Below are 26,110 nucleotides of genomic sequence, written 5' to 3' on the forward strand. Positions count from 1 at the left end.
GTAACCGTTACATTTCCAGTATTTTTAACTACCAAATTGTAGTTGATGATGTCTCCTATTTTATTGTGTACTCCAACAACTGCTGTTTTGGTTAAACTCAATGAAGGGGTTTGTTTTATCGGAGTAATGGTTGGATCGTCTCCAACAGTAGTAGTTCCCGATTTATCCTCTACGATATTACCTGCAGGACTACTGGCTTTTACCAATGCACTGTTAGTCACATTTCCTGCATCAGCATCCGCTTGGGTAATGATGTAATTAGCGACATGCTTAATCTCATTGTTAGGCAAAATACTACCTGGAATATTGATTACCGAATTACTGATTAGTGGATCAGTAATATTGATGTTGTTCAAGGTAACATCACCTGTATTTTTGATGGTGAATGTATATTCAATTTTATCGCCCACATTAAAGGCCCCAGGAACTGCCGTACCTGTATTCGTTACTGTTTTAACCAAATTTATTGCAGGGCTTTCATTTACGGATACCGCTATTTCAGGAACTATTGGTTCAGTAGGATCAATCGGATCAATGATCGAAGCTACGTTTTTGATCGAAGTCGTTCCTACAGGAAGATTACCAGAGACAGTCGCTTTAAAGCTCAATGCCAGGGTACCATTCGCTGGAACACTTAAACCTGCCCAGTCTATTTTATTACCGGTTAAAGTTCCACCATTGCTAATCGTATTGATACTTGTCAATGTGGCCGGCACACCATCACTGGCAGTAACACCAGTCTTAAGGGTACCATAGCTATTGGTTAAAGTAATATTGTAAGTCAAAACATCTCCGGGTTTCACCGTAGCAGGGTTACCTACGATCGTTTTAACTGCAGTGATCTTACCTTCGGTTGGTTTCTCAACTTCCGGGGTAACAGGTACTGCAGGATCAATAGGATCTACAATACTCGCTGTATTCTTGATACTTGTCGTTCCAACCGGAAGGTTAGCTATAACGGTCGCGTTAAAGCTTAAAGTTAAACTTCCGTTTGCAGGAACAGTTAAACCTGTCCAGTCGATTTTATTGCCAACCAGTGTTCCAGCATTGCTAATTGCAGTAATTCCTGTTAATGTATTTGGTACATCATCGCTGGCAGTCAATCCTGTCTTAGCCGTACCAAAACTGTTGGTCAGGGTAATGTTGTAAGTCAAAACATCACCAGGCTTCACCGTAGCAGGGTTACCTACGATCGTTTTAACTGCAGTGATCTTACCTTCGGTTGGTTTCTCTACTTCTGGTGTAACAGGTATTGCAGGATCAATAGGATCTACAATACTCGCTGTATTCTTGATACTTGTCGTTCCAACCGGAAGGTTGGCTATAACGGTCGCGTTAAAGCTTAAAGTTAAACTTCCGTTTGCAGGAACAGTTAAACCTGTCCAGTCGATTTTACTGCCAACCAGTGTTCCAGCATTGCTGATCGCAGAAATACTTGTCAATGTATTTGGTACATCATCGCTGGCTGTCAGTCCTGTCTTGGCCGTACCAAAACTGTTGGTCAATACGATGTTGTAGGTCAGCACATCGCCAGATTTTACCGTGGCGGGGTCACCGACAATAGATTTAACTGCTGTGATCTTCCCTTCAGTTGGTTTCTCAACTACTGGGGTAGCCGGTGTAGTCGGATCGATTGGATCAATCACCGATGCGGTGTTTTTGATCGAAATAGTACCTACTGGCAAGTTTGCAACTACCGTTGCTTTGAAACTTAATGTTAAAGTGCCATTCGCCGGAACGGTTAAGTTGGTCCAGTTGATCGTGTTGCCCGTGGCAACACCACCGTTATCAATCGCAGAAATAGCTGTCAACGTTGAAGGAACTGCGTCACTAGCAGTAACCCCTGTTTTTGGAAGAGCATCCGTATTTGTCAAGATAATATTATATATCAAAACGTCACCAGGTTTTACTGTAGCCGGATCACCTACAATAGATTTAACAGCGGTAATTTTATTAATGAGCGTAACAACGTTGTTGTATTTTATATTATTGCAGCTTTCAGTAGCCGTTCCATTTTTGCATTCCAAATGAGGGTCGGTAGGAAGCACATTTGGATCTGGATTGGTTGCATCTGGATCGTTAACGTCATTTGGCCTCATAATAGTGGCTTCAGCAATTATTTTTCCAGAAGGTACCCCAACGGCTTTGGTCACAATTGTATAGGTACCTTTACATCCGTTTGTCAGATTTAATTCAGCGTTATAATGTAATTTATCAGCAGAAATAGTTCCATTGATTTCTGTACCGCAAGCAGATACATAAACAGCAGAAACAATTTCCATTCCCGCGGGAACATTAAAAGAAAAAGGAGCATTGTCTACATCACTATAAGCGGCGGAACCATCACTATTTTGAACCTCTACAGTATAAATGATGTTTCCATTAGCCCCTACTGTCGACACATTTGGAGTGATACTATTTACCTTTAAATCTGCAATCTTAGTGGAGATCACAGTACTTAACGTTTCTTCTGCACCCAAAACAAATGTCCAAGTATCCATAGATCTGTTGTCACCAAATGTTCCCGAAGCCGGACTTGAGTTATTACCCCATTTGTGCCCATTGGCATTACTTGAAGTTCCGGCAGGGACAGCGGATTGGCTGGCATTGATTGGATTTGAAGGTGAATTATTAGCCCCGGAAGTAAGAGTGATATCAGTATCATCCCAATAGACGACATCTGATTCTACAGCATCAAGTCCTGCATTCAATAATTCTAATTTGATCCCATTCGGATTTATTTCCATATCAAAATATGGAAAATGAACTTCAGCCCCCTGCAGCCTGACTGTTAACTTAGCTGGTGAATTTCCAGATGGAAGCGGATTACCTAAGCCATCCTTTCCATCCCAATTGACTGAATTGGATCCAGCACTTGCAAACCCGGTAATGGTTCTGGTTGGGAAATTGGCAGGTGCAACAGCACTGATCTCAATGATATAACGACCTGAAACATTGGCACTAAATTTTATATTGCCACCTTTATTACTTACCTGCCCTTCGGTTCCCTCTACGCCAAATAATTTTAAATCAGAAACCTTGGGAACCAGCCGCGCATTTTTAAGCCAGGTTGTACCAGTACCTCCAGCAACTGCTCCAGATGCACTTTGCGGTAAATCACTGGCTGGAAGCGTATAAAACATTTTATGGGTTACGCTCGTGGTATTATCTGCTGTCCGGGGGTCCTTAATCTGCGATGAAATACCTGTTGATGTATTTAAACTTTTATATACCGGCTCTCCCGCCCCATTAACGAAGCCGTTACTATTTACAAAAAACTCAAAACTGATACCATTGTTTCCATTGTTATCTACCTTATAAATATATCCATCTTTGGTCAGCACATACATTTTCCCATAATAGGTTCTTGTTGCACTAAAATCATTATAGATATCAAGATTAAGTACGTTAGAATAAACACGACCGCTTATCAACGCATTGTTAGAACCATATATAGACACATCCCATGCTGCAATAACGACATCGCTGCTCGTAGGTGCTTTCCAATCGACGCTTGCTAAAACACCACTAGTTTCCCTTCCGTTAGTATTTGTACCAGCTTCTCCCGCTGGTGGAACAAAATCGACACTGTAAATCCCATCTCCTCCAACAGGAACAGCATATAAAATGGGATCATAATAATCTCCTCCGATTACCCCGGGTAATCTCGGACCTGCAACTTCATTAACCCGTTTACTGATCAGGCCCGTTGGTCCCGAATAACTGGTGGTTGTCCCGTCAGGTTTTGTTAGCTTGATCCTTGCACTGCCAAGTCCCATTACACTACTTGCTATAGTAATGGTCTCTCCTGCTTTTGCATAAACATGATGTGTATTTAAACTGGCAAACGGATAAGAAGCAGAAGCAGACGTACTTGATCTCAGTTTAGCTCTTCCGCCATTTCCTCCTGGGTACAAATCTTTCGACCCATCTGCATAACTATACTGCCCAAAGAACAAAAAGCAGATCAATAATGATGCGAAATAATAAAATTTAGTAAAATGTTTCATGCGATAATTTTTCTCCTTAAATGATGTTATGGTCTTAGCAGACCTTTCGGTTGATTATATCAATGTGTCTACGACTTTTTCATATAATAGTTTGTAGATGCCATCAGTGTCCACAGGCTACGATTTTTCAACAACCGGTAATCAGGCAGTTGATTTTTATGCTCCTAAATTTGTCTTAAATAAGATGTCATAGATTCGGATAGGAATTGATGGCACACGCGAGATCGAAATAAAAAATCTGTAGCACATCCAGACATTCCAGATGTGATTTTCAGATGTCCTTCTCCTATTGTGTTCGGTTCATCAAATCATAAAGTGTGACCTTACAGGATAATAGAGCGCAAACAGTAGCCCCTGAGTAATAGGCTTTGCTTCATAATCTAGTTCAATTGGTGTTTTTCATAAATCATGTCGGGCGTTAATACTTTTTAATTTCATAGATTGATTGATTCAATTTTAAGTAAAAAAAGTACTCCATTTTAACAACTGAAATGGATAATGGTCAATACAGCAACATCATGCTATAAGATTTAATCAAATAGCAATAATTTGTTATTTAAGCTGAGGGGGCAACTGGATGAACCAGCTCTATTTAAAATAAGATGAAGAGGTCTGAGTAATTCAAAAAATCTTGCGATTGAATACAGTGTTGATAGAAGGATCAGAATACATCTCTTTCATCAAACAGCTTCGTAACGTCCTTAAGTTCTACTTAAATTCATCATGCATTTGTTTGACAAAAAAATGTTATTATTTAGTTTACACATAGCATTAATTAGCTATAATTTATACCTATACCAGTAATTAAGAGATACCAGGAATAAATCTAATCGCATACTTTTGCTACATTAGTTTAATTTATGGAGAAAACCAATACCATTGCCATTGTCTTTGATGACCACCTTTTATTTGCCGATTCTTTTTCGGCATTCATAGAGCGGTTGGAACTTTTCAGCGCTGTTTACACACTCTCTGACAAAAGAGAATTAACACAATTTCTTATAAAGCATTCAAAGATACGTATCTATCTGTTTCTGGATTATTACTTGAAAAATGAAAATAGCCTTACGCTCATCAACGAAGTCAAACGCTTGAACCGACAGCATATTATCATTGTAATGAGCTCAACCAAGAGCCCTACTGTAGTAACAAATATTCTGGATTATAAGCCCCAGGGCTTTATCTCCAAATCGTCTGGTTTTGATACCGTACTCGAATGTCTGACTACAATAGCCCATGGCAATCAATATATCTGCCCGGTAATCAGTGAAATTGTTAAAAGTACACATAACATTAGTAAAATGGCATTTACGGCCAGGGAATTGGAAATCTTACAGTATTTTGCACAAGGATTATCCATTGCTCATACCGCAGAAAAAGCACATCTTAGCAAACACACGATCGTTGCGCATCGCCGGAAGATGATGTCAAAGGTAAACGTAAATTCCATTACGGAGTTATTGTTATATGCACGTGAACAGGAATTAATCTAAACATAGTCCGAAAAATTCATACAATAAACCCGATGAAAAACAAATTTTGCATGTTTTCAAGCAATCTATCTCTCCTTTTCTTATTTTTTCTGCTAATCAGCAAAACTACTGCCGGACAATCAACAGTCCAGGCAAAAAAGGAATTTGAAAAGCTAGCCAAAGCTTACAATGCAGACCGCATTTCTGCGGACAAATACCTGGACAGCGCCTATTCGTTAACACAAGAATTTGTGAATGAAGGAATCGAATTTAAAACGCAGGAATTGGCTGGTCTTCTTAGTTTGTATAAAGATATTGCCTGGGGGAAAAAGGAGTATGGACGTCCACGTGTAAAGTACTATATGGCATTGGCGGATAATGCAGAAATATTCGGACAAACTGGTGCGGCTATGTATTATAACGAGAAACTATCGGAGGAATTAGCAAAAAACGGCAAAATACGTCCCTTGCTAGGAGACGTTTTTAAAGTCAAGGCTTTCAATGAGCAAAGTTTATACAATAAAGTGATCTCCACTTATAGGGATAAAAAAGAATACATCCAGCGCTTGCCGGAACAGTTGCGGAATAAAAAAACCGAAAATGTTAATGGAATGTTTGCTATAGACATCTTAGCTGTAGCCATCGAAGCCTATATAAAGACCAAAGATACTGCGGCTGTTTATCGAACAGCCCTGCTGGCCGATCAAATTGGCAACATACTCAAAGGCAAATACCCAATAAACAGGCAACACATGCTTTACAATGACTTTTATGCCCTGATCAGACGCCACGACATTGCGCTGTTGGAGAATAACCAAGTCAAAGTGGGGATGCTACTGGATAGCATACAAACACTAAAAACCACGTATAAAGACCAGCCGATGTCTTATATAGAAGTCCCCCTTTTCCAAATGAAGGTGGATCACTTCCTCATTTTAAAAAATCTGGATAGCGCCCGCTTTTATATCAAACAATTGGAATCGCTTCCCAATTTTTTTAAAAGCCAGCAACCCATACTTGATGAATACAAAGCCCAACTACAGGCTGTACAGGGTGATTTTCAGGGAGGCTATACATCGCTAACCAGTGCGCTGGCACACGAGCGAAAAGCGAAAGCGGTACTGATGGCAGAGATGGATACTTTACTATACGCCTATACAGAAGCTGAAAACACGAAGATTGAACTCCGGAAGTCAGAAAAAGTCAAACAGCAACGAACCAATTGGCTGGTACTCATTTCAATTGCGTCATCTATTTTCATACTGGCCATCTACCTGATTATGGTATATCGAAGCAGAAAATCAAGAGCGCAGGTAGAAGCACTCAACAATGTGTCCAATATGCAGATCATTGCCATGGAGGAAGCAAAGCACCAGGCAGTAAGAGAAGAACAACAGCGGCTTGGACAAGACCTTCATGATGGTCTTTCATCATCCATTGCCGCCATTAAGTATCAATTGGAGGTACTATGGATGGATACCAATGATATCGCCCTAAAAAACAAACTGAATACGCTCCGAATGGAAACAGAGAGTGCCTACAAAGCGGCCCGAAACAAAAGCCATGAATGGTTCAGTACTGCTGATGAACAACAAGAACTGTCCTTTGAAAAGCAAATTAAACTACTTACTGACAGCTCCCTGCCTGATAACCGCTACAACAAAACTATTCACATCGACAATAGCTCATTGATAGGGGTTGGTATGGATATACGAATTGCATTGCTCCGGATCATCCAGGAGGCGATTACCAATATTATCAAACATGCCAGGGCCAAAAGTGTAGAAATTTTGATTTATGAAGAAGAAGACATCCTCCTGTTGACTGTTAACGATGATGGAATAGGCTTAAATGAAAAGAAATCCAGCGATGGGAAATCAACTATGGGCTTGCAATCCATTCACCGCCGGGTTCAATCCTTAAACGGTGAAACCAAAATACATTCAGACACTAAAGGAACCGAAATAACGATATCCATTCCATTGGTGTTATCTTAATGCCGGCTAAAGTCTGTTTAATTGGGGCCAACCATCCATTAAGCTAAACGATGATCATTTGTTTGAAATTTATATGATCAAGGATAGGTATCTATGAAATGGAAGAATGTATTGATGTTTTAAATCCATATTAATTCTTTTCGATTCCGTTTTCGATAAGTATACCACTCAAGAATCTGTTTGATTTTATTTACAATGAAAATGACGATGTACAGCACAAACGCACCTACACCTATAATGAGCGGTGCGCCAACAACAACAACAACAACAACAGACAGGAATGCATAAATTCTCCAATCGCTTTCCCCCTTTGTCAATAACCTTAAATTTGCTAACAACACCAATGCTAAATTCCAGCCCAGTAATACCAACAGGTTATGTCGACTCATCACTCAAATATTTATCTTCGGTTTTCACAATTAAACATATCCATAAATGTACAATCCATTGGATAAATTCCGGCAGTTTATTGAAGCGTGGTTTTATTGATAAATGCATGATCGGTTAAAGTCTTCAAAAACAGAATGATCTTTTTCTGCTCTGCAGCCGTTAAAGGAATCCCGGTCTGACCATGCTGCTGCATTAAAGGATCAAGTCCCGGGGCTTTCTTTACACCAGAAGCATAAAACGACAACACCTCTTCCAGCGTATTAAACCGGCCGTCATGAAGGTAAGGACCGCTCACTTCCACATTTCTTAATCCCGGCACTTTAAATTTCTTTACCGGATCATTGGCTGCTGCTGTTCCTATATTCCTAAGTGATTCGTCACTAAACAAATCTGTAGCGTGGCAGGAAGCACATTTTTCTTTAAATAAAAGAAGTCCTTCCTTTTCATCCTGACTAAAAGTATCCTTCTGCTTTACCACCAGCTGATCATAACGGGAGTTCGCAGAAACCAAAGAAAGCAGGTATTGCTCAATTGCTCCGGTCAGGTCTTTCGCCTTAATCGTATCTATGCCAAAAATCGTTTTAAAATGCTGCCTGTAGATCGGGTTCTGGTTTAACTTTTTAACGACGTTATCCATCGTCTCTCCCATCTCTGCAGGGCTCGTAAAGGCATTGATCGCAGTATTCTGCAGCTTTGTTTCCCTGCCATCCCTGAAATAGGAATGTTTCCATTGCAGGTTCATCAGTGCAGGGGTATTTCTCGTGCCTGATATTTTAGGATCTATCCCTTCATTGATCTTAATACCCGCACTGGAATAGGCGTCCGTCTGGTTATGACAGGAAGCACAAGCCAGCTTTCCATTCTTGGACAAGGACACATCATCGAATAGCTTTTGCCCGAGGGTGATCCCTTCCACTGTTAAGGCAGGGTCTTGCTGAAAAGGAACAGGAAAGTTAACAGGTCTCCTCACCGCAACCACCGTTTTTATCGTAGAAAGGCCAAAAGCAAGACCTAAAAGAACCGTAGAGAACGCAATAATCGCAACAACAAAAAGTTTATTTTTCTTCATTTAAAATTAATTATGCCTTGATAAAAATATCATAGGCAAACCTCAGGATGGTCCCGAAAACAACGATCAGGAAAAAGATCCTGATAAATTTATTGCCTTTCAGCAAGGCCAGTTTAGTACCGAGAAAAGATCCTCCGACATTACAGACGGCCATAGGAATCGCAAACTCATACAGGATATGTCCGGTACTTCCAAAATAACATATCGCTGCAATGTTCGTGGCCATATTGATCAGCTTTGCACTCGCACTGGCATGCAGAAAATCATAGCCCAGCAGGGCGATAAAAGCAAGGATAAAAAATGTGCCTGTTCCAGGGCCAATCAGCCCGTCGTAAAAACCGATCACAAAGCCAAAGAAAAGGCCGATGGCCATTTGCTGGAAAATACTGTGGTCTTTATCCTGATGAACGCCAAAACTCTTATTGAAATAAGTATAGACCGCCACAGCGATGAGGATGAAAAACACCACCGGCTTAACCAGCGTATTGTCGATCAGCGTAATGCTATGCGCACCAAGAATGGCCCCGACAAAAGCCAGCATGGCCACATAAATCAGCAATTTCCAGTTTAGCGTTACATTTTGAGCATATTTCCAGGCGGCAAATGCAGTTCCGGAAAGCGAAGGGATTTTGGTGGTTCCGAAAAGGGTAGCCACAGAATACTGTGGCAAAACGATCATGATGGCCGGAGTCTGAAGCAAGCCTCCCCCACCAACAATGGCATCAATAAATCCGGCAAAAAAAGAGACTATACAGAGTATAATCAGATCTGACATCATAGCATTTTTTAATTGCCGCAAAAATAGCGTTTTTTAAAGTGCAAGATGGGCGAAGCAGAGGTTATTTTTTGTGGGTAGGGTGTAAAATTAATGCCCCCAAAGTTCCTTCATCAGGTAATCAATCCGTTCCTGTGGTTCATACATTAATATCTGTTCCTTCATCAGTTCGATAAACGCTGTTTCCGCTTTCAGGTCAACGAGTTGGATAAACATAGGAATGGTATTTTCATCAAGGGTGCGGCTCAATGCCCTAAGAATTGTTTTCCTTGTTATGGTATCTATTTTACGGTGGTAGCAGTCCATCAGCAAAGACTGCGCCTTGATCTTGATTGCTGTTGCGTCTGTCTTTCCAAATTGATCAGACAACACCATCAGCATTTTTTTTGGCTGCTTCTTTTCCAACAGGGAGAAAATGTATTTAAACTTCTCTTCGTTTTCGAAAAACCGGGTCCAGATCAACGTGGCATACAAAATATCTTTATCAGCATGTTCAAATAATTCATACATAGCCTTCTGCACTCCGGAATCTTCGTGATAGCGATTGTAGGCACAGCCCAAAGTCTGAATCATAGAAATCACTACTTTAGGGTTTGGATCTTTTAATGCAGGAATCAAGATCTCAAAGGTTTTTGGATAGGAAAAGAAAAATCCACGAAATATATTGCCTGAGTTACGGGCAAATTTACTAAAGTAAGCAGCCGTCTTCTGCCTGAGTTCCAGATCGGGACTAAACAGATTTTCCAGGTGTTCTTTTTCCTTTTCAAAAGCCTGAAGCTCCTGCTCCATTATATGATCCGTTTTATTGATGCGCTGATCTTCTTCCATATGATGATATAAAAAAAGAGGACCCACACCACTGAGTCCTCTCTAACCTAAACCAAATTTACTAAAAACTATTTTGCTGCTGCTGTAAAGTTTAACACGATATAAGCAGTTGAATTACCATATTCTACCGGTGATTTGATCACCAATGATGTTTTTGTTGAAGAAGAAAGCACCAATCTGTAACCTTCAGTTACGTTTTTAGCTTTATCACCTTCATATAATTTCTTGAACTGGAAAGTTTGATCCGGAACGCTTGCCGACCAGTAAATAGTCTGTGTTTTTGCTGCACATGATGCTCCGCCTGGTAAACTGTAACTTCCGTTACCACTATTTGTTAATCTCCAGGTACTTCCCACAAAGCAGCTAGGTGAAGCTTCACCAAACAATGATTTTACAGATGCCTGAGGAATGCCTTCATAAGTAATGTCGTTTAGCACCCAGTTACCTGTTACATCGCCACGCTTAACAACAGTTTGGGCAGCGCCACCACCTTTTGGTGAACAACTTTGCAAAACCATTAATGAACTGCATAAAATGGCTGCTATCAGGAATATTCTTTTCATATCAATTTGTTTTTCTTCTCTAATACATAAATCTTGCCAAAACTTCCACAGAATAATTTTTACCTTGCGCTTTGTTGTACCACGCCAGTTAATTTACGATTTATCCTCCTGAAAATGAAACCAGAAACCTTAGCAATCCATTCCGGAAATTTGTACGAGAGCAGCACAAAAGACGTGACGCCGCCTATTAATTTGTCCACAACTTTTTTCAGAGATGAAGACGGTGGCTATTCCGGCGGACATATGTACAGCCGTGTAAGCAATCCTAACCGCTCTGCACTGGAGCAAGTGCTGACAGATCTGGAGAAAGGCGCGGATGCCTGTGCTTTTTCTTCGGGAAATACTGCCGGAATGTCTCTTTTTCAAGCCTTAAAACCGGGAAGCCATATCATTGCTCCTGACGACATGTACTGGGGCTTTAAAAAACAACTGCAATCTATTTTCGCGGATACCCTAACCATAGACTTTATTGACCTGACCGATATTGCAAACATCTCCGCTTATATCAGGGAAAACACGGTGATGATCTGGGTAGAGACCCCATCCAACCCTTTACTGAAAATCACAGACCTCCCCGCCATTGCTGCCATTACTAAAAAACACAACCTGATCCTGGCCTGCGACAGCACCTTTGCTTCACCTTGCCTGCAAAATCCGATTGCATTGGGTGCAGACATTGTAATGCACTCTTCTACCAAATACATTGGTGGCCATAGTGACGTACTGGGTGGCGCACTGATCACCGCAGAGAAAACACCTTTTTGGGAAAAGATCAGAAATATCCAGCAGATCGGCGGAGCAGTACCTTCTCCATTCGATTGCTTTTTACTCCTGAGGAGCATCAAAACCCTTCCCTACCGGATGCGTGGGCATTGCGAAAACGGAATGGCCCTGGCTTTGTATTTAGAACAGCACCCAAAAATTGAAGGGGTATTTTATCCCGGACTGCCAGGCCATCCTCAATATGAAATTGCCAGACAGCAAATGAGCGGTTTCGGCGGCATGTTGTCTATCCTGGTACGTGGTGGTGCCGATGAAGCCAGAAAGGTAGTCAACAAAGTAAAGCTCTTTGCACAGGCAACGAGCCTGGGCGGCGTAGAGAGTCTGATTGAACACCGTGCATCGGTGGAAGGTCCGGATACGAAAACGCCACAGAATTTAATTCGGGTCTCTGTCGGACTGGAACACATCGATGATCTTATTGCAGATTTCGATCAGGCTTTGGCTTAAAAAGCCAGGATATCAACAAAAATTAAATCTTAAAACAAGAATTTATATCACTTATTATCAGTTAATTACAAAATAACCAGAATATAATTTTGGTTATTTTGTCACTTAGCTTTACATTTGAATTATTCTTAGCGAAAGCTATTCAAGTCATTACCTCTTAAACTAGGTTTTGATTTATAAAGAAGTGGCGAGAGACAGGCTCTTTGACCCACTGGCAACCCTCCCAAAATGGAGAAGGTGCCAATTCCTGACCGGCTGGCATGGTGCCATCTGGAGAGATAAATTAAGACAATGAGAACAGTTAAAATTACATCAGATTCTTTTAATTATTGTTGCCCGCAGCATACCATTTGTATGTGCTGTTGCATACGATAATCAATAAAATCTTCCTTTTGTATTCTTGATCCATCCGGAAGGCCTCCATTGAGGTACGCTAAACAGCTATATCCCCTTATGCAGTAATACCGCATAGGCAGACACCCTAAATCCTTATTTACCAAACGCTTAAAAGAACAATATATGTCAGCCAATCATAAATTCGAAACCCTTCAAATCCACGCAGGTCAGGAAATTGACCCAACAACAGGTTCAAGAGCCGTTCCACTTTACCAGACCACTTCTTACGGATTCAAGAACTCAGAACATGGGGCCAACCTTTTTGCCTTAAAAGAATTCGGAAATATCTATACCAGGATCATGAATCCTACAACAGATGTTTTTGAGAAACGTGTAGCCGCTTTGGAAGGCGGTGTTGCTGCCCTGGCAGTGAGCTCCGGACAAGCAGCACAATTCATTGCATTAAATAACATTCTGGAAGCCGGAGATAATTTCGTGTCTTCTTCCCATTTATATGGTGGTTCTTACAACCAGTTCAAAGTAGCCTTCAAACGCTTAGGCATTGAAGTTAAATTTGCCAATGGCGATGATGCTTCAGATTTTGAGGCTAAGATCGATGCCAACACCAAAGCACTTTATTTAGAAAGCATAGGAAATCCTTCGTTCAGCATTGCTGATTTTGAAAAGATCTCTTCCATTGCAGGTAAACACAACCTTCCGCTTATCGTAGACAATACTTTCGGCGCTGCCGGATACCTGTTCCGTCCATTGGAACATGGTGCACATGTGGTGGTTCAATCGGCCACCAAGTGGATCGGCGGACATGGAACGAGCATCGGCGGGGTCATCGTTGATGGCGGAAATTACAACTGGGGCAATGGTAAGTTCAAACAATTTACCGAGCCTTCCGAAGGATACAACGGATTGGTATTTAATGATGTCTTTGGCATCGGCGGCCCGTTCGGAAACATCCAGTTCATCATCCGTGCCCGTGTGGAAGGCCTCAGGGATTTCGGCCCTGCCATCTCTCCTTTCAACTCCTTCCTGTTGATCCAGGGACTGGAAACCCTCTCCCTTCGTGTGCAACGCCATGTTGACAATGCACTTGCTTTAGCCAAATGGCTGGAAAACCATGAAGCGGTGAAGAGTGTAAACTACCCTGGCCTGGAAAGCAGTCCATACCATGCAAATGCGAAGAAATACCTGCAGAACGGATTTGGTGCAGTCCTTTCCTTTGAACTTCATGGGGAGAAAAGCCAGGCCACGGCATTGGTAGACAACCTAAAACTGGTGAGCCACCTGGCGAATGTTGGAGATGCAAAAACGCTGATCATTCAGCCGGCAGCTACCACACATCAGCAACTGAGCGAAAGCGAGCAGGCTGCTGCAGGAGTTACACCAAACCTGTTGCGTGTTTCCGTAGGAATCGAACATATTGACGACATCAAAGCTGATTTTGAACAGGCATTTGCTGCAATCAACCTAAACTAAACAATGAGTACAATATCCACATATACCCATAACAAGACTTTCAAGCTGGAAAATGGCAAGAAATTGCGCAAAATAGAGCTTGCTTATCAGACCTATGGAAAACTGAATGCAAAAAAAGACAATGTAATCTGGGCCTGTCATGCTTTGACAGCAAACTCAGATGTGCTGGACTGGTGGAAAGGCCTTTTCGGCAATAACGACCTGTTTAATCCGGAAGAGCATTTTATCATTTGCGCCAATGTATTGGGCTCCCATTATGGCAGTACCAATCCATTAAGCGAGAATCCGGTAACGGGATTACCTTATTACCTGTCTTTCCCGGAATTTACCATCCGTGACCTCGTTTCTGCACACCGTTTACTGGCAGAACACCTGGGCATTAAAGACATCAAAGTCTTAATCGGTGGTTCACTCGGCGGACAGCAGGCACTGGAATGGGCCATTACCGATGGTTCAGCCATAGAAAACCTGATCCTGGTGGCTACCAATGCCGTTCATTCCCCATGGGGAATTGCTTTCAATGAAAGTCAGCGTCTGGCCATCAGTACCGACAGAAGTTTCTATGCACAGAAGCCCGATGGCGGCCTGAAAGGCCTGAAAACAGCCAGAAGCATCGCTTTATTGTCTTATCGCAGCTACGATGCTTATACCGATACCCAGCTGGAAAGCGTAAACGACAAGACAGGTGCTTTCCGCGCTTCTTCTTACCAGAACTACCAGGGAGAAAAACTATGTAAGCGTTTCAATGCTTACAGTTATTGGTACCTGAGCAAAGCGATGGACAGCCATAATGTTGGAAGAGGCAGAAAAAGTGTAGCAGAAGCCTTGTCTGCGGTAAAACCAAATACTTTGGTGATTGGGGTGGAGAACGATGTATTGTTCCCGATCACGGAACAGGAATTCCTGGCCAAACACATTCCGGATGCCGTCTTTCATTCCATCAAATCGGCTTATGGCCATGATGGTTTCCTGATCGAGACAGATATCCTGACGAATGTCATCGGCAACTTCCTGAAAGAAAGTGTCAACAAGAAAATAATTAAATTACATAAAACAGCATAGTACTTAGATGAGCAAGAAACTTAAAATTGGTTTATTTGGATTTGGAGTTGTAGGTCAGGGATTACACGACATCATTCGTGGTCAGGACCTCAACCTGGAGATCATTAAAATCGCCATCAAAAACCCGGATAAGAAACGCAGCTTAGATGCCCACCTTTTCACCACCAATCACGACGAGATTTTAAATAACGAAGAGATCAATACGATTGTCGAGCTGATCGATGATGCAGATGCGGCCTTCAACATCACCAAACGTGCCCTGATCAGTGGCAAGAACGTGGTTTCAGCGAATAAAAAAATGATCGCCAACCACCTGGCAGAACTGGTAGAATTACAGGAAAAACATGGCGCTTCCTTATTGTATGAAGGTGCAGTATGCGGAAGTATTCCCATCATCAGAAACCTGGAAGAATATTACGACAATGAATTGCTGCATGGCATCAGTGGAATCTTTAACGGTTCCTCCAACTATATCCTTTCGAAAATCTTCAATGAAAACCTGGAATATGGTGTTGCTTTAAAGCAGGCACAGGACCTTGGTTTTGCAGAGACTGATCCGATCCTGGACGTGGGTGGTTATGACCCTAAATTCAAACTGGCGATTGCTACAGCACATGCTTATGGTTTGTTCATTAATCCGGATAAAATCCTGAATGTAGGCATTCAGAACCTGAGCGAAAACGACATCAGGTATGCGAGAGAGAAAAACTTCAAAATCAAACTTGTTCCTACAGCGCGTAAAATCAGTACGAAACAAGTGGTTACGTATGTATTGCCGAAATTTGTTAAATCAGACGATTTCCTTTACAACGTAGAGAATGAATACAATGGGGTAACTGTTCAGGCTGCCTTTGCCGATAAGCAATTCTTTTTTGGAAAAGGTGCAGGTGGTCACCCTACAGGTGCCGCAGTGCTTTCAGACATCGCAGCATTGAGATACGATTACCGTTATGAGTATAAAAAATACCACCAGCAGAATGGATTGATCCACACAGATAATGTAAATATCGAAGTTTACCTGCGTTATGTACATGAATATACCGTAGAAAAACTCCAGGTAGAAAATATTGTAGAGCGCTTTAGCCGTCAGGATTACAAATATGTAATCGGAAGTGTAAGCTTAAAAACTTTATTGGCCAACCGTAATTTACTGGAGCAAAAAGATGTGTTTATCGCCCATACCGGAAGATATACCTACACGGAACAACAGATCCAGACGGTGACAGAAGAAGAAGTACTTTTTAATTAATAATAATTCGTTTTGATCGTAAAAAGGCCCCGGATTCCGGGGCCTTTTGCGTATGCTGTATTTTCTTTTAAAAGATTAAATCTCTCTGTTGATGTCCCAGCTTTCCAGATAATCTGCCACCCTGCGGACAAATGATCCACCTAAGGCACCATCTACCACCCTGTGGTCATAAGAAAGGGAAAGGAACATCATGTGACGGATGGCAATGACATCCCCATATTCAGTCTCCAGTACTGCAGGTTTTTTCTTAATCGCACCTACGGCAAGAATTGCGACCTGAGGCTGGTTAATGATCGGCGTTCCCATTACATTTCCAAAAGAACCTACATTGGTCAGGGTAAATGTTCCGCCCTGAGTTTCGTCTGGTTTAAGCTTTGAATTACGGGCGCGGATGGCCAGGTCGTTCACCGATTTCGTTAAACCTACCAGGTTCAGCTGATCTGCATTTTTGATCACCGGAACAATCAGGTTTCCGCTTGGTAAAGCTGCTGCCATACCGATATTGATATCTCTTTTCTTGATGATCTGCGTTCCGTTCACAGAAACATTGATCATTGGGAAATCTTTAATTGCTTTAGTTACCGCTTCGATAAAGATCGGTGTGAAGGTGATCTTTTCATTTTCACGTTTCTCAAAGTTGCGTTTCACTTTTTCGCGCCACATCACCATATTGGTTACATCGGCTTCCACGAAAGAAGTTACGTGCGGAGAATTGTGCTTGCTCATCACCATATGATCGGCAATCAGCTTGCGCATCCTGTCCATCTCAATGATTTCATCCCCACCATTCACACTTACTACCGGTTGTACCGGTTTAGAAGGCGCGGGTTGATTGTTGACTACAGGAACGGCTGTTTGAGCTGCTACTGCTGCTTTGGGAGCAGCACCACCTGTTTTCTGTTGAATATAATTTAAGAGGTCATCTTTTGTTAAACGTCCTTCTGCTCCTGTACCTGTAATGCCATCCAATTCGCTCTGCTCAATATTTTCCTGAGCAGCGATATTTTTCACCAATGGTGAGTAAAAACGATCTGAATTACTTTGCTTAACCGGCTGTGCGGCTGCATCGTTCGAAGGCAATTGTTCTGTACCCGGAATCTCTTCGGTTACAGTCTCCGCTTCCGGCTGAGCTGCTGCTGTTTCAGCAGGTGCTGCAGCGGCATTGGCATCGGTTTCGATAATTGCAATTACTGCACCTACCTGAACCACTTCATCTTCCTTGAATAACTGTTTGATTAACTTACCGGCGATTGGTGATGGAACTTCAGAATCTACCTTATCAGTAGCGATTTCCAAAATTGTATCGTCCAATTCTATCATATCTCCTGGTTGTTTCGCCCATTTGATAATGGTTGCTTCCGCAACGCTCTCCCCCATTTTAGGTAACAATAATTCGTATTGAGCCATTTTTTATTTTATGATTGGTATCAGGTACAAAAGTAAAGTATTTCGGACACTTAATCCTCATGTTGCTGGAGTTCGTTCAAAATCATTGACAAGGCAGCACTGGCAGAACGTTCGATATTCTGTATTCTTTTGTTGCCAAAACTAAATACCTTCGACACCACTCCTTTGGCATGAGCTACTGCTATCCAGACAGTTCCGACAGGTTTATCGGGTAAACCCCCATCAGGTCCGGCAATGCCGCTAACGGCTACCGCATAGTCTGTTTTAAAATATTTTATTGCACCTAAAGCCATCTCTTTGACCGTTTCTTCACTCACAGCACCATATTTGGCCAGCGTTTCCTGCTGAACACCAAGAATGGACATTTTAAGTTCATAAGAATAGGTCACCGCTCCTCCTTCATAAACAGAAGAACATCCCGGATGCTGGGTAATCAGGTGTGCAATGTATCCTCCTGTACAACTCTCCGCAGTGGAAAGCGTCAGTTTTCGCGCTTCCATAAAGTTCAGAATGGCCTTTTCCAAAGCAATATCTTCTTCTGCAACCACGTATTTCTTTATTTTGGCTACGATTTGCTGTGCATAGATTTCTACTTCCTCTTTGAGGACTTCCTCGTCTGTTCCGGAAGTACTTAGCCTTAAGCGGACCTGCCCCAGCCTCGGCAGATAGGCCAGCTTAATGTGTGCAGGTAAGGCATCTTCGATTTCTTCTATTTCTACTGCCAGAAAGGATTCCCCGATATTTGAAGTGAGGATTGTTTTGTGGTAAATGACCGGAAGCTGAAAAGCTTTTTTTATTCTCGGAATGATCTCATCATCCATTAAATACATCATCTCAAAAGGGACACCCGGCATGGAGACAAAGATCTTTCCATGCTCCTCAAACCACATACATGGCGCGGTTCCGTTTTTATTTTTGATGACCGTACAGCCATCAGGAACATCGGCCTGCTTTCTGTTGAGCTCGATCATCGGCCGGTTAAAGCGTTCAAAGATTTCGGTCACATGCTGCAGGGTTTCTTCATCTCTTCTGAAACCCATATTGAAATATTTTGCCAGGGTTACTTTGGTAATGTCGTCCTTTGTAGGCCCTAATCCTCCTGTAATTAAAATGACGTCGGCCCTTTTTTCGGCCTGCTCCAAAGCTTCAATGATATGGCCCGCATCGTCGGAGACCGAGGTGATCTGTTTCACCTTCATTCCAATCAGGTTTAATTGTTTGGCCATCCATGCAGAATTGGTATCTACAATCTGACCAATCAGGATTTCGTCGCCTATGGTTATAATTTCCGCCAGCATATCATTGGGTTTAGTATCTCGTATAGTAGTTCTTTCTCTTGCTCAGTTTCAGGTCCTGCAGCACTGAAGCTTTCACCTTGATGTCTACAGAATAACTCTGATAGGTACCGAAGGGAACCCAGCTGAAACTCATGTCCCAGCAATGCAGGTCACGGTAAATTCCAAATGTGGTCATGGTAAAGTTTTGTGCCTTAAAGTCCCAGCCGGAATTAAAGGTGACTTTCCATTTAGGGGTAATGTTGGCATCCCCGTTAAAAGACAAACTATTGGTATAGCGGCCTTGCTGTCCGGCATCATTGGCATTATAGTTAAAGGAATACCTGAAGGCAAAGTTCCATGGAATTTTAAAATCGACAAAAGCATTTGGATCCCTGCTTACCAGCGCCATCGCCTCTGCCTGCTCCGGGGTCATTCCTTTCTGAATATTTTGTTCGCGCTGATCCTGTTGGTTGATGTTTTTTCTTTTCAGGGCCTCAGGGTTCAGACTATAATCAAATGATAGGTTAAAAGCTGTCATGCGGGGTAAGCGCCATTTTGCCCAGGTGTATCTGTCCTGCACAATTTTGATGGACTGACCGTTAACAGTAGTATCCGTAGTCTGGTACGGATTAAAGGTTGCGCCATAATTCACCTGGAATTTCGGGGTAAAAGGAGTACTTCCTGTAACACCAATCGGGCTTAGTTTAAACCTCGGCGCAAGAAAATTGTAACTCGTACTGATGCTTAAGTTATTAATAATCGGAACTTTCTTTTCTCCTTTTCCAGTGGTATCATTCGGCACCAAAACCTTCGCTTCTACCGTATTTTGCAGCGTAAAAGACAAACTTGCGGATCTGCCTTTAGAAGGCCCGCCATATAACATTCCCTCTTGCCTGGCGTAGGTAAGCGGGCGTACCGGATTTCCATTCGCGTCCTTATCGAAACTGCCATCCGCTCTTCTTGATTCCGGTACAATACTACCGTCTGCATATCTGGCTATTAAATAATTTCCCAGTTTTGGATCTGAAAAGTCAGGTGCATAGTTAAATCCAATATTTGGCGACATGACATGTCGAATCGCTTTCAGATTTCCCAATTTCGTAAACTGCGCGGTGGAGTAGATCTTGGTACCGATTGATCCACCAAGGTTATAGGTTCCATAACGGTTGAATCCTGGAACGGTATCAATCCTGCTCAGATCTGTGGTACCACCAGTAGGCCTCATGAACGTCTTTTTGATCGACTGGAAATGCCAGGTTTCCCTATAGGTTACACTTGTTCCAAAATTGAAATACTTTAATATATTAAAATTCATCTGAATCGGAATGTTGTGCTGTACCCCGTTTCTGAATTTATTCAGGGTCTGGCGCTTAAACAACAAACTATCAGCGGAAGTCACCGCATTGCTGCTGAGCATGCTATATCCAACGGAAATCTTTTCGTACCATCTTGGATCTCCAACCCTGCTTTGAGAGGCAAAAGGAAATATTTGCCTTGACATCGTTAAATTGATATCCGGCAAGGTCAGGTCGACCGTTTTTCTGGAGACATCCTGATTCACCCTTCCAGCAAGAGAGAGGTTAAACAAATCTCCAAAAAGTTGTTTAGAATAATTCACGGAGGAACCCAAAATGCTTTGAGAAAGTGCAATCGGATCGTAGGTATTTCCGGCCGCGGTCAAGCTGTTGTAACTACTGGTCCGGATATTTACCGAGGCACTTAGCGTACTCCCGGGATTCGCGTTTGCATTCTGACTGTGGGACCAGTTGATCGCAAATGGCTTTTGCCTTCCGAAATTCCTGGTACCTTCAGATCCCGTGACAATACTGGAATAACTTAAAGAGATATTTCCATTGTATTTATACCTTTTCGTATAGGTGGAAGTCAGGTTTAAATCATAAGAACCACCTGTATAAATTGATCCGATCAGTTTGGCATCAAAATAATCACTAAAGCCCATGTAATATCCACCGTCTCTTAAAAAGAAACCCCTGGTATAATCTTCACCGGGGCTGGGCAAAATGATCCCGGACGACTTCTTATTTGGCTTTGGAAAAAAGGCAAAGGGCAATCCGATGGGTAAAGGAATATCTTCTATTTTTAAGTAAACAGGTCCGGTAATGATTTGATTTTCGGTAACAATCCCTTTGGTAATGTGAATCCCGAAATGGGGATGCGGTAAATTACAGGTACTATAGGTCTGTCCTTTACTGTGAATTTCATCATCCGGTTGTTTCTTGGCAAGTCCGCCGGAGAAAAAACCGCCCTCCTGTTCGGTAAACACGCCGTAAATCTTTCCGGCAGCAGTCTCGGTATTGTAACGCAATGAATCCGCCAGGGAGCTCCCCTGTCCGGGCATTTTAAAAATCGGGCGGCCTACATATTTACCTTTGGCGTCATGTTTTCCGCTGGCAAAAATCTGATGGCTTTTGGTATTGTAAGTAATGTAATCGGCATCCAGCTCCAATCCCTGATATACCACCCTTGCGCGACCATATAAATAAATGATGCCTTCCTTCTTATCAACTTTTGTGGAATCTTTGGCAGAGTATTCAATCTTATCACTGGATTTTGAAGTATCTGCAGGATTACTTTTTATTCCAGGCTTAATTCCGGGTTTGACACCACTTCTTTTAGTGGTATCTACCTGAGGGATGACCTGTTGTGTCGAGGAAAAACCAGAAGATGCAAGTGCCGGAATACTAACAATTGTTAATAAAACAAGCCGTTTTAAAAAAATGATGTCGCTTAAAAGTTTCAAATTCGTGTGTGAATGTTATTTTTGCATTAATGTTTAATCCAAAACGTTCAAAATTAATGAAAAATATGCCATTGCTCAGACCAAATGCAATTTTGATCGTATTTATTTCTTTGATATTAGCTACGACCACTAGTTATCAAGCATTTACGCAGGAATATAAAATAAAAACCATCGTATTAGACGCTGGTCACGGCGGAAAAGACGGCTCTACCAGAGGGGCTTATTCCACGGAAAAAGATGTTGCCCTGAAAACGGCTTTACGGCTTGGAGCAGCGATTGAAGCCAATATGAAAGACGTTAAAGTGATCTATACCAGGTCTACTGATGTTTTTGTGCCGCTTTACGAACGCATTGCCATTGCAAACAACGCAAAAGCAGACCTTTTTATCTCCATCCACTGTAACGATATGCCGATGATCCGCTCTACGAGTGTGACGGGCTATAGAAAAGGACGTAATGGAAAAAGAATTCCCATTACCGAAAGTTCCTATCGGAAAAGCACTTCGACCCGTGGCGTGGAAACCTTTGTTTCCGGGATGGGAAGAATCAATGAACAGGACGAAGTAATCAAACGAGAGAATGCCGCCATTTTCCTGGAGGATAACTATAAAGAAAATTATGAAGGTTTTGACCCCAATAATGCGGAAAACTATATTATACTATCTTTGATGAAAAATACGTTCAGAACACAAAGTTTAAAATTAGCAAAACTTGTTCAGGACGAATATGTTAATGTAGGAAGGGTAAACCGTGGGGTGCAGGAGAAAAGTCTTGCCGTATTGGCCAGAGCAGGAATGCCGGCCATCTTAACAGAGATCGGATTTATCAGTAACCCTGATGAAGAAGATTATATGAACTCTGAAGCCGGACAAATAGAAATTACCAATTGCCTGTTGAAAGCGATACAAAGCTATCAGCATAAGATAGAAGGATAATAGTTAGATACCGATAAAATAAAAAAGAGTTAAGCCTGATGAGATTGAAAAGAAGTATATTCTTGTTTACCATTTTATTGTTTATAAGTTCAGAATTTGCTTTTTCGCAAGGATATAAGGTTAAAACGATCGTGATCGATGCCGGTCACGGAGGAGGTAAACCTGGTGCCGCAGGCAGTTACTCTGTAGAAAAGAATGTCGCCCTGCAGGTGGCCCTTCGCCTTGGAAAGAAGTTTGAAGAAGAAATGCCGGAAGTCCGCATACTGTATACCAGGAAAACCGATGTAGATGTAGACTTCTATAAAAGGGCTGAAATTGCCAATGATGCCAAAGCAGATATTTTCATTTCTATCCACTGCAACTCTATGCCCGACAGAAGAGTGGTAGACGGATATACCAAAGGAAAAGGTGGTAAAAAGATCCCCAGATATGCCTATGTAAAGAATTCTTCCACCAGTGGAACGGAGACTTTCGTTGCGGGTACACACCGTCTGAACGAGCAGGATGTAGCCATCAGGGAGAATGCCGATATTAAACTCGAAAAAAACTACAAACAAAACTACGACGGTTACGATCCTAACGATCCCGAAACATTTATTATACTATCTTTGTTTAAAAATACATTCAGGGATAAAAGCCTGAAATTGGCCAGATTGATTCAGGACAACTACACCAACGAGAACAAACGCGTAAACAGAGGAGTAAAAGAGCAGGGGATTTTAATTTTACAAAGGGTTGGAATGCCTGCTGTGTTAACGGAAATCGGATTTATATCGAATCCGGCAGAGGAGAATTACATGAATTCTGCAAGCGGACAATCGGAAATTGTACATGCTATTTTTGACGCCGTAAAGAAATATAAAAAACAAACAGAAGTAAATTAAGTAAACATACATACGTGAAAATAGCAAACGAAACCAAAGTAGGCATACTAGCAGCCTTTTCCATAGCCATGTTGATCATTGGCTACAACTTTTTAAAAGGCAATGCCATTTTTTCCAGCGAAACCGTATTGTATGCCAGGTATTCGCATGTAGACGGACTGGGTGTATCCAAACCCGTTTTGATCAATGGTTATCAGATTGGCCGGGTAGATAAACTGACGCTTCAGTCTGACGGAACGATCATCGCGACCTTAAAAATCAAAGGGAAGTATGAAATCCCTAAAAACAGTGTTGCAAAACTGGAAAGCGTTGACCTTTTAGGGGGTAAAGCCATTGTAATGGCGCTGGGAACCGGAAATGTATACGCAAAAGACGGAGATACTTTAAATGCCAATGTAGCTAAAGGCCTGCTGGAAACCGTTCAGCCGGTACAAAAGAAAGCAGAGCTGATCATTGCGAAAATGGACTCTATCTTAACGAGTGTAAACTCTATCCTGAACCCTAATTTCCAGAAGAATGTAGACAAAAGTTTCAACAGCATTGCTTCTACCCTTGCTTCACTGGAAGCCACTTCGAAAAAAGTGGATAACCTGGTAGGTTCTGAAGGAACCCGCATCTCTTCTATTCTTGCGAATGTGGAGGCCATCTCTGCGAACCTGAAGAACAACAACGAAAAGATCAATGGTATTCTGAACAACATCGGCAGCATTACCGATCAGGTGGCTGCAGCAAACTTCAAACAAACGATAGACAATGCCAATAAATCAATGGCAGATTTACAAGCCATTGTGGGTAAGATCAATGAAGGAAAAGGTACTTTAGGCCTGTTGATCAACGATACAAAAATGTATGACAACCTGAACAGTGCTTCTCAGAACCTGGACAAGCTGATCATCGACTTAAAAGAAAATCCTAAACGTTACGTTCACTTCTCTGTGTTCGGTGGCGGTTCGAAAAAAGACAAATAGACCCTTTCAAGGTCATAAAAAAAGCGATCCTGAAATCTCAGGGCCGCTTTTTTTATGGATTACATTAGCTTTTTTATCGGTTACATCAGTCTATTGATTTGCTTTCGCCCATTTTCTAAGGTCAGTAATTGCATCCAGCAATACTCCTGCCTCACCGCGAAAATCACCGGAACCTTTAGGCTCGCCGGTCCTGACTTCGTACCATTCATAGAAACCTTTATACTTAAGCACCCTTTCCAGCATAGGGTCTAATTCCGTATAAGCCTCCTGTATGAAATTATACTTGCAGAGCCCCTGAATAAAACGACCGCCAAACCAGGTCCAGTCTCCCCCATTCTGGTAGACATAAGGCGCCATGTTCGGAAATTCTTTCAATGGATATGGTGGGAAAACCGTCATCCCTATCGTTGCATGTTTCTCCTTTGAAGCTGCATTTACCAGTTGTTTATTGATGACCGCTATCTCCGCAGGGGTATTGAGCCCCGCTAAAATAGCACAGGCGCTCCCTCCTGAATACAGCAGTTCTTCCTCTTTAAAATCTTTACTGAAAGGGCTGCCGTTTAAATAAATATGCGGAAGGTATTTCCCTTTCGAGGGCATCCATAAATGCAGGCGGATATTCTTTTTCAGGGAAGCTGCGATTTTACGCCAGTCCTGTCCCGTTTTAAGTCCTTTGGGCTGAATGGCAAGAAAGTCATTGATCGCCATATAGAACATGGCATTGTCGTAGACATCAATTGCCCATTTCGTGTTCTTATTCAGCAAGACACCATTGCTGCCTGCTTCCGGCTGCACATCTCCCCAATCCATGGTGGTCGCCCCGGTGATCAATCCATATTTAGCCGACCAGCGTTCTTTCATCAGGAAGTTCATCGCCATTTCTATCCGCTCATTTACCGTCTTCCCGGCGATCTTTTCGGCAAGGATGCTGTGGTCGCCCGTGATGTCTACATATTTACGGATGGCCTGGATCAGGGAAGTTTCCTGATCGGTTTCTACCGTATTTTTATGTGCCGCAAAATCGGGCGCCAGATCAGAATAGATAAAGCGCTCCGGATCGTAACTTTTATCCGCCTTTTTCTGCGGGATATAACCATCTACAATGTTCCCGTCCTTGTCCTGGAACTTAAAAAAATACAACAGGATATCCCTGACTTTTTCTTTAGGGTGGATCCTCAGCGATCCGATGATAAAAGTATTGAGGTCACGGATCCAGATTTCACCATAAGAGGTTCCTGCAGCAAAACCGCTAAGCAAACGCAGGGAACGGTTCTCTATGGTATCCAATCTGCTGTCGGCCAGTATTTTCGCCGCCAGTGCTTTGTTTTTTACCGTCTGGGCAGACAAAGCCCCCGACAGGAGCAGTGCTAAAAGAAAGGAATAAAGTTTTATTGGTTTCATATTGT

19 protein-coding genes and 1 riboswitch are annotated in these 26,110 nt (G+C 42.2%); of the genes, 9 read left to right on the forward strand and 10 right to left on the reverse strand.

What is annotated here, in order from left to right:
* Positions 1 to 4,010, reverse strand: a 4,010-nt coding sequence (locus DBR43_RS16645) for a DUF11 domain-containing protein (RefSeq protein ID WP_158622521.1), incomplete at its 3' end; no start/stop codon positions are given.
* Positions 4,011 to 4,870: 860 nt separating this feature from the next.
* Between DBR43_RS16645 and DBR43_RS16650 the strand changes: the two genes are divergently transcribed.
* Together DBR43_RS16650 and DBR43_RS16655 are read left to right on the forward strand one after the other, a co-directional pair.
* Positions 4,871 to 5,503 (forward strand): response regulator transcription factor, encoded by a 633-nt coding sequence (locus DBR43_RS16650; RefSeq protein ID WP_124582779.1) that lies wholly within the window; start codon positions 4,871 to 4,873, stop codon positions 5,501 to 5,503.
* A gap of 50 nt (positions 5,504 to 5,553) precedes the next feature.
* Positions 5,554 to 7,479, forward strand: a complete 1,926-nt coding sequence (locus tag DBR43_RS16655; protein ID WP_158622522.1) for a sensor histidine kinase — start codon at positions 5,554 to 5,556, stop codon at positions 7,477 to 7,479.
* 119 nt (positions 7,480 to 7,598) lie between these two features.
* Here DBR43_RS16655 and DBR43_RS16660 read toward each other — a convergent pair whose 3' ends face one another.
* The 5 genes from DBR43_RS16660 to DBR43_RS16680 form a co-directional block, all read right to left on the reverse strand.
* Positions 7,599 to 7,868: a hypothetical protein gene (locus tag DBR43_RS16660; RefSeq protein ID WP_124582782.1), complete on the reverse strand. Its 270-nt coding sequence runs from the start codon at positions 7,866 to 7,868 to the stop codon at positions 7,599 to 7,601.
* Between the two features lie 77 nt (positions 7,869 to 7,945).
* Positions 7,946 to 8,938: a cytochrome-c peroxidase gene (locus DBR43_RS16665; RefSeq protein ID WP_124582784.1), complete on the reverse strand. Its 993-nt coding sequence runs from the start codon at positions 8,936 to 8,938 to the stop codon at positions 7,946 to 7,948.
* Between the two features lie 10 nt (positions 8,939 to 8,948).
* Positions 8,949 to 9,716 carry a sulfite exporter TauE/SafE family protein gene (locus DBR43_RS16670; RefSeq protein ID WP_124582786.1) on the reverse strand — a complete coding sequence of 256 codons (768 nt, stop codon included), beginning with the start codon at positions 9,714 to 9,716 and terminating at the stop codon, positions 8,949 to 8,951.
* An 87-nt stretch (positions 9,717 to 9,803) separates the two neighbouring features.
* Positions 9,804 to 10,541, reverse strand: coding sequence for a hypothetical protein (locus tag DBR43_RS16675; protein ID WP_124582788.1), 738 nt, complete (start codon positions 10,539 to 10,541; stop codon positions 9,804 to 9,806).
* 68 nt (positions 10,542 to 10,609) lie between these two features.
* Positions 10,610 to 11,104 (reverse strand): lipocalin family protein, encoded by a 495-nt coding sequence (locus DBR43_RS16680; protein ID WP_124582790.1) that lies wholly within the window; start codon positions 11,102 to 11,104, stop codon positions 10,610 to 10,612.
* Between the two features lie 114 nt (positions 11,105 to 11,218).
* Between DBR43_RS16680 and DBR43_RS16685 the strand changes: the two genes are divergently transcribed.
* The 4 genes from DBR43_RS16685 (at position 11,219) to DBR43_RS16700 (ending at position 16,472) form a co-directional block, all read left to right on the forward strand.
* Positions 11,219 to 12,334, forward strand: coding sequence for a trans-sulfuration enzyme family protein (locus DBR43_RS16685; RefSeq protein ID WP_124582792.1), 1,116 nt, complete (start codon positions 11,219 to 11,221; stop codon positions 12,332 to 12,334).
* 171 nt (positions 12,335 to 12,505) lie between these two features.
* A riboswitch (SAM riboswitch) is annotated at positions 12,506 to 12,619 on the forward strand.
* A gap of 234 nt (positions 12,620 to 12,853) precedes the next feature.
* Complete coding sequence (locus tag DBR43_RS16690; protein WP_124582794.1) at positions 12,854 to 14,161, forward strand: O-acetylhomoserine aminocarboxypropyltransferase/cysteine synthase family protein; 1,308 nt, start codon at positions 12,854 to 12,856, stop codon at positions 14,159 to 14,161.
* Between the two features lie 3 nt (positions 14,162 to 14,164).
* A complete protein-coding gene (metX, locus tag DBR43_RS16695) occupies positions 14,165 to 15,223 on the forward strand; it encodes a homoserine O-acetyltransferase family protein (protein ID WP_124582796.1) in 1,059 nt (352 codons plus the stop codon).
* A gap of 7 nt (positions 15,224 to 15,230) precedes the next feature.
* The gene (locus DBR43_RS16700; protein ID WP_124582798.1) at positions 15,231 to 16,472 is read left to right on the forward strand and encodes a homoserine dehydrogenase; all 1,242 of its coding nucleotides are present in this window, start codon (positions 15,231 to 15,233) and stop codon (positions 16,470 to 16,472) included.
* A gap of 75 nt (positions 16,473 to 16,547) precedes the next feature.
* Here the strand turns inward: DBR43_RS16700 and DBR43_RS16705 are convergent, their stop codons facing one another.
* The 3 genes from DBR43_RS16705 to DBR43_RS16715 are packed head-to-tail and all read right to left on the reverse strand — an operon-like array spanning position 16,548 to position 21,917.
* A complete protein-coding gene (locus DBR43_RS16705) occupies positions 16,548 to 17,879 on the reverse strand; it encodes a dihydrolipoamide acetyltransferase family protein (RefSeq protein WP_124582800.1) in 1,332 nt (443 codons plus the stop codon).
* A 50-nt stretch (positions 17,880 to 17,929) separates the two neighbouring features.
* A complete protein-coding gene (locus tag DBR43_RS16710) occupies positions 17,930 to 19,177 on the reverse strand; it encodes a competence/damage-inducible protein A (protein ID WP_124582802.1) in 1,248 nt (415 codons plus the stop codon).
* Positions 19,178 to 19,187: 10 nt separating this feature from the next.
* Positions 19,188 to 21,917, reverse strand: a complete 2,730-nt coding sequence (locus DBR43_RS16715) for a putative LPS assembly protein LptD (RefSeq protein ID WP_124582804.1) — start codon at positions 21,915 to 21,917, stop codon at positions 19,188 to 19,190.
* A gap of 56 nt (positions 21,918 to 21,973) precedes the next feature.
* Between DBR43_RS16715 and DBR43_RS16720 the strand changes: the two genes are divergently transcribed.
* Genes DBR43_RS16720 through DBR43_RS16730 form a run of 3 tightly spaced genes read left to right on the forward strand, consistent with a single transcriptional unit; the run spans position 21,974 to position 24,704 of the window.
* The gene (locus DBR43_RS16720) at positions 21,974 to 22,852 is read left to right on the forward strand and encodes an N-acetylmuramoyl-L-alanine amidase (protein WP_233603017.1); all 879 of its coding nucleotides are present in this window, start codon (positions 21,974 to 21,976) and stop codon (positions 22,850 to 22,852) included.
* 38 nt (positions 22,853 to 22,890) lie between these two features.
* Positions 22,891 to 23,736, forward strand: coding sequence for an N-acetylmuramoyl-L-alanine amidase (locus DBR43_RS16725; RefSeq protein ID WP_124582808.1), 846 nt, complete (start codon positions 22,891 to 22,893; stop codon positions 23,734 to 23,736).
* Positions 23,737 to 23,750: 14 nt separating this feature from the next.
* The gene (locus DBR43_RS16730; protein WP_124582810.1) at positions 23,751 to 24,704 is read left to right on the forward strand and encodes an MlaD family protein; all 954 of its coding nucleotides are present in this window, start codon (positions 23,751 to 23,753) and stop codon (positions 24,702 to 24,704) included.
* 90 nt (positions 24,705 to 24,794) lie between these two features.
* Here the strand turns inward: DBR43_RS16730 and DBR43_RS16735 are convergent, their stop codons facing one another.
* Positions 24,795 to 26,105 (reverse strand): GH36-type glycosyl hydrolase domain-containing protein, encoded by a 1,311-nt coding sequence (locus tag DBR43_RS16735; RefSeq protein WP_124582812.1) that lies wholly within the window; start codon positions 26,103 to 26,105, stop codon positions 24,795 to 24,797.
* Between the last annotated feature and the right edge of the window lie 5 nt (positions 26,106 to 26,110).

The sequence above is a fragment of the Pedobacter sp. KBW06 genome (assembly GCF_003852525.1).
GTDB lineage: Bacteria > Bacteroidota > Bacteroidia > Sphingobacteriales > Sphingobacteriaceae > Pedobacter.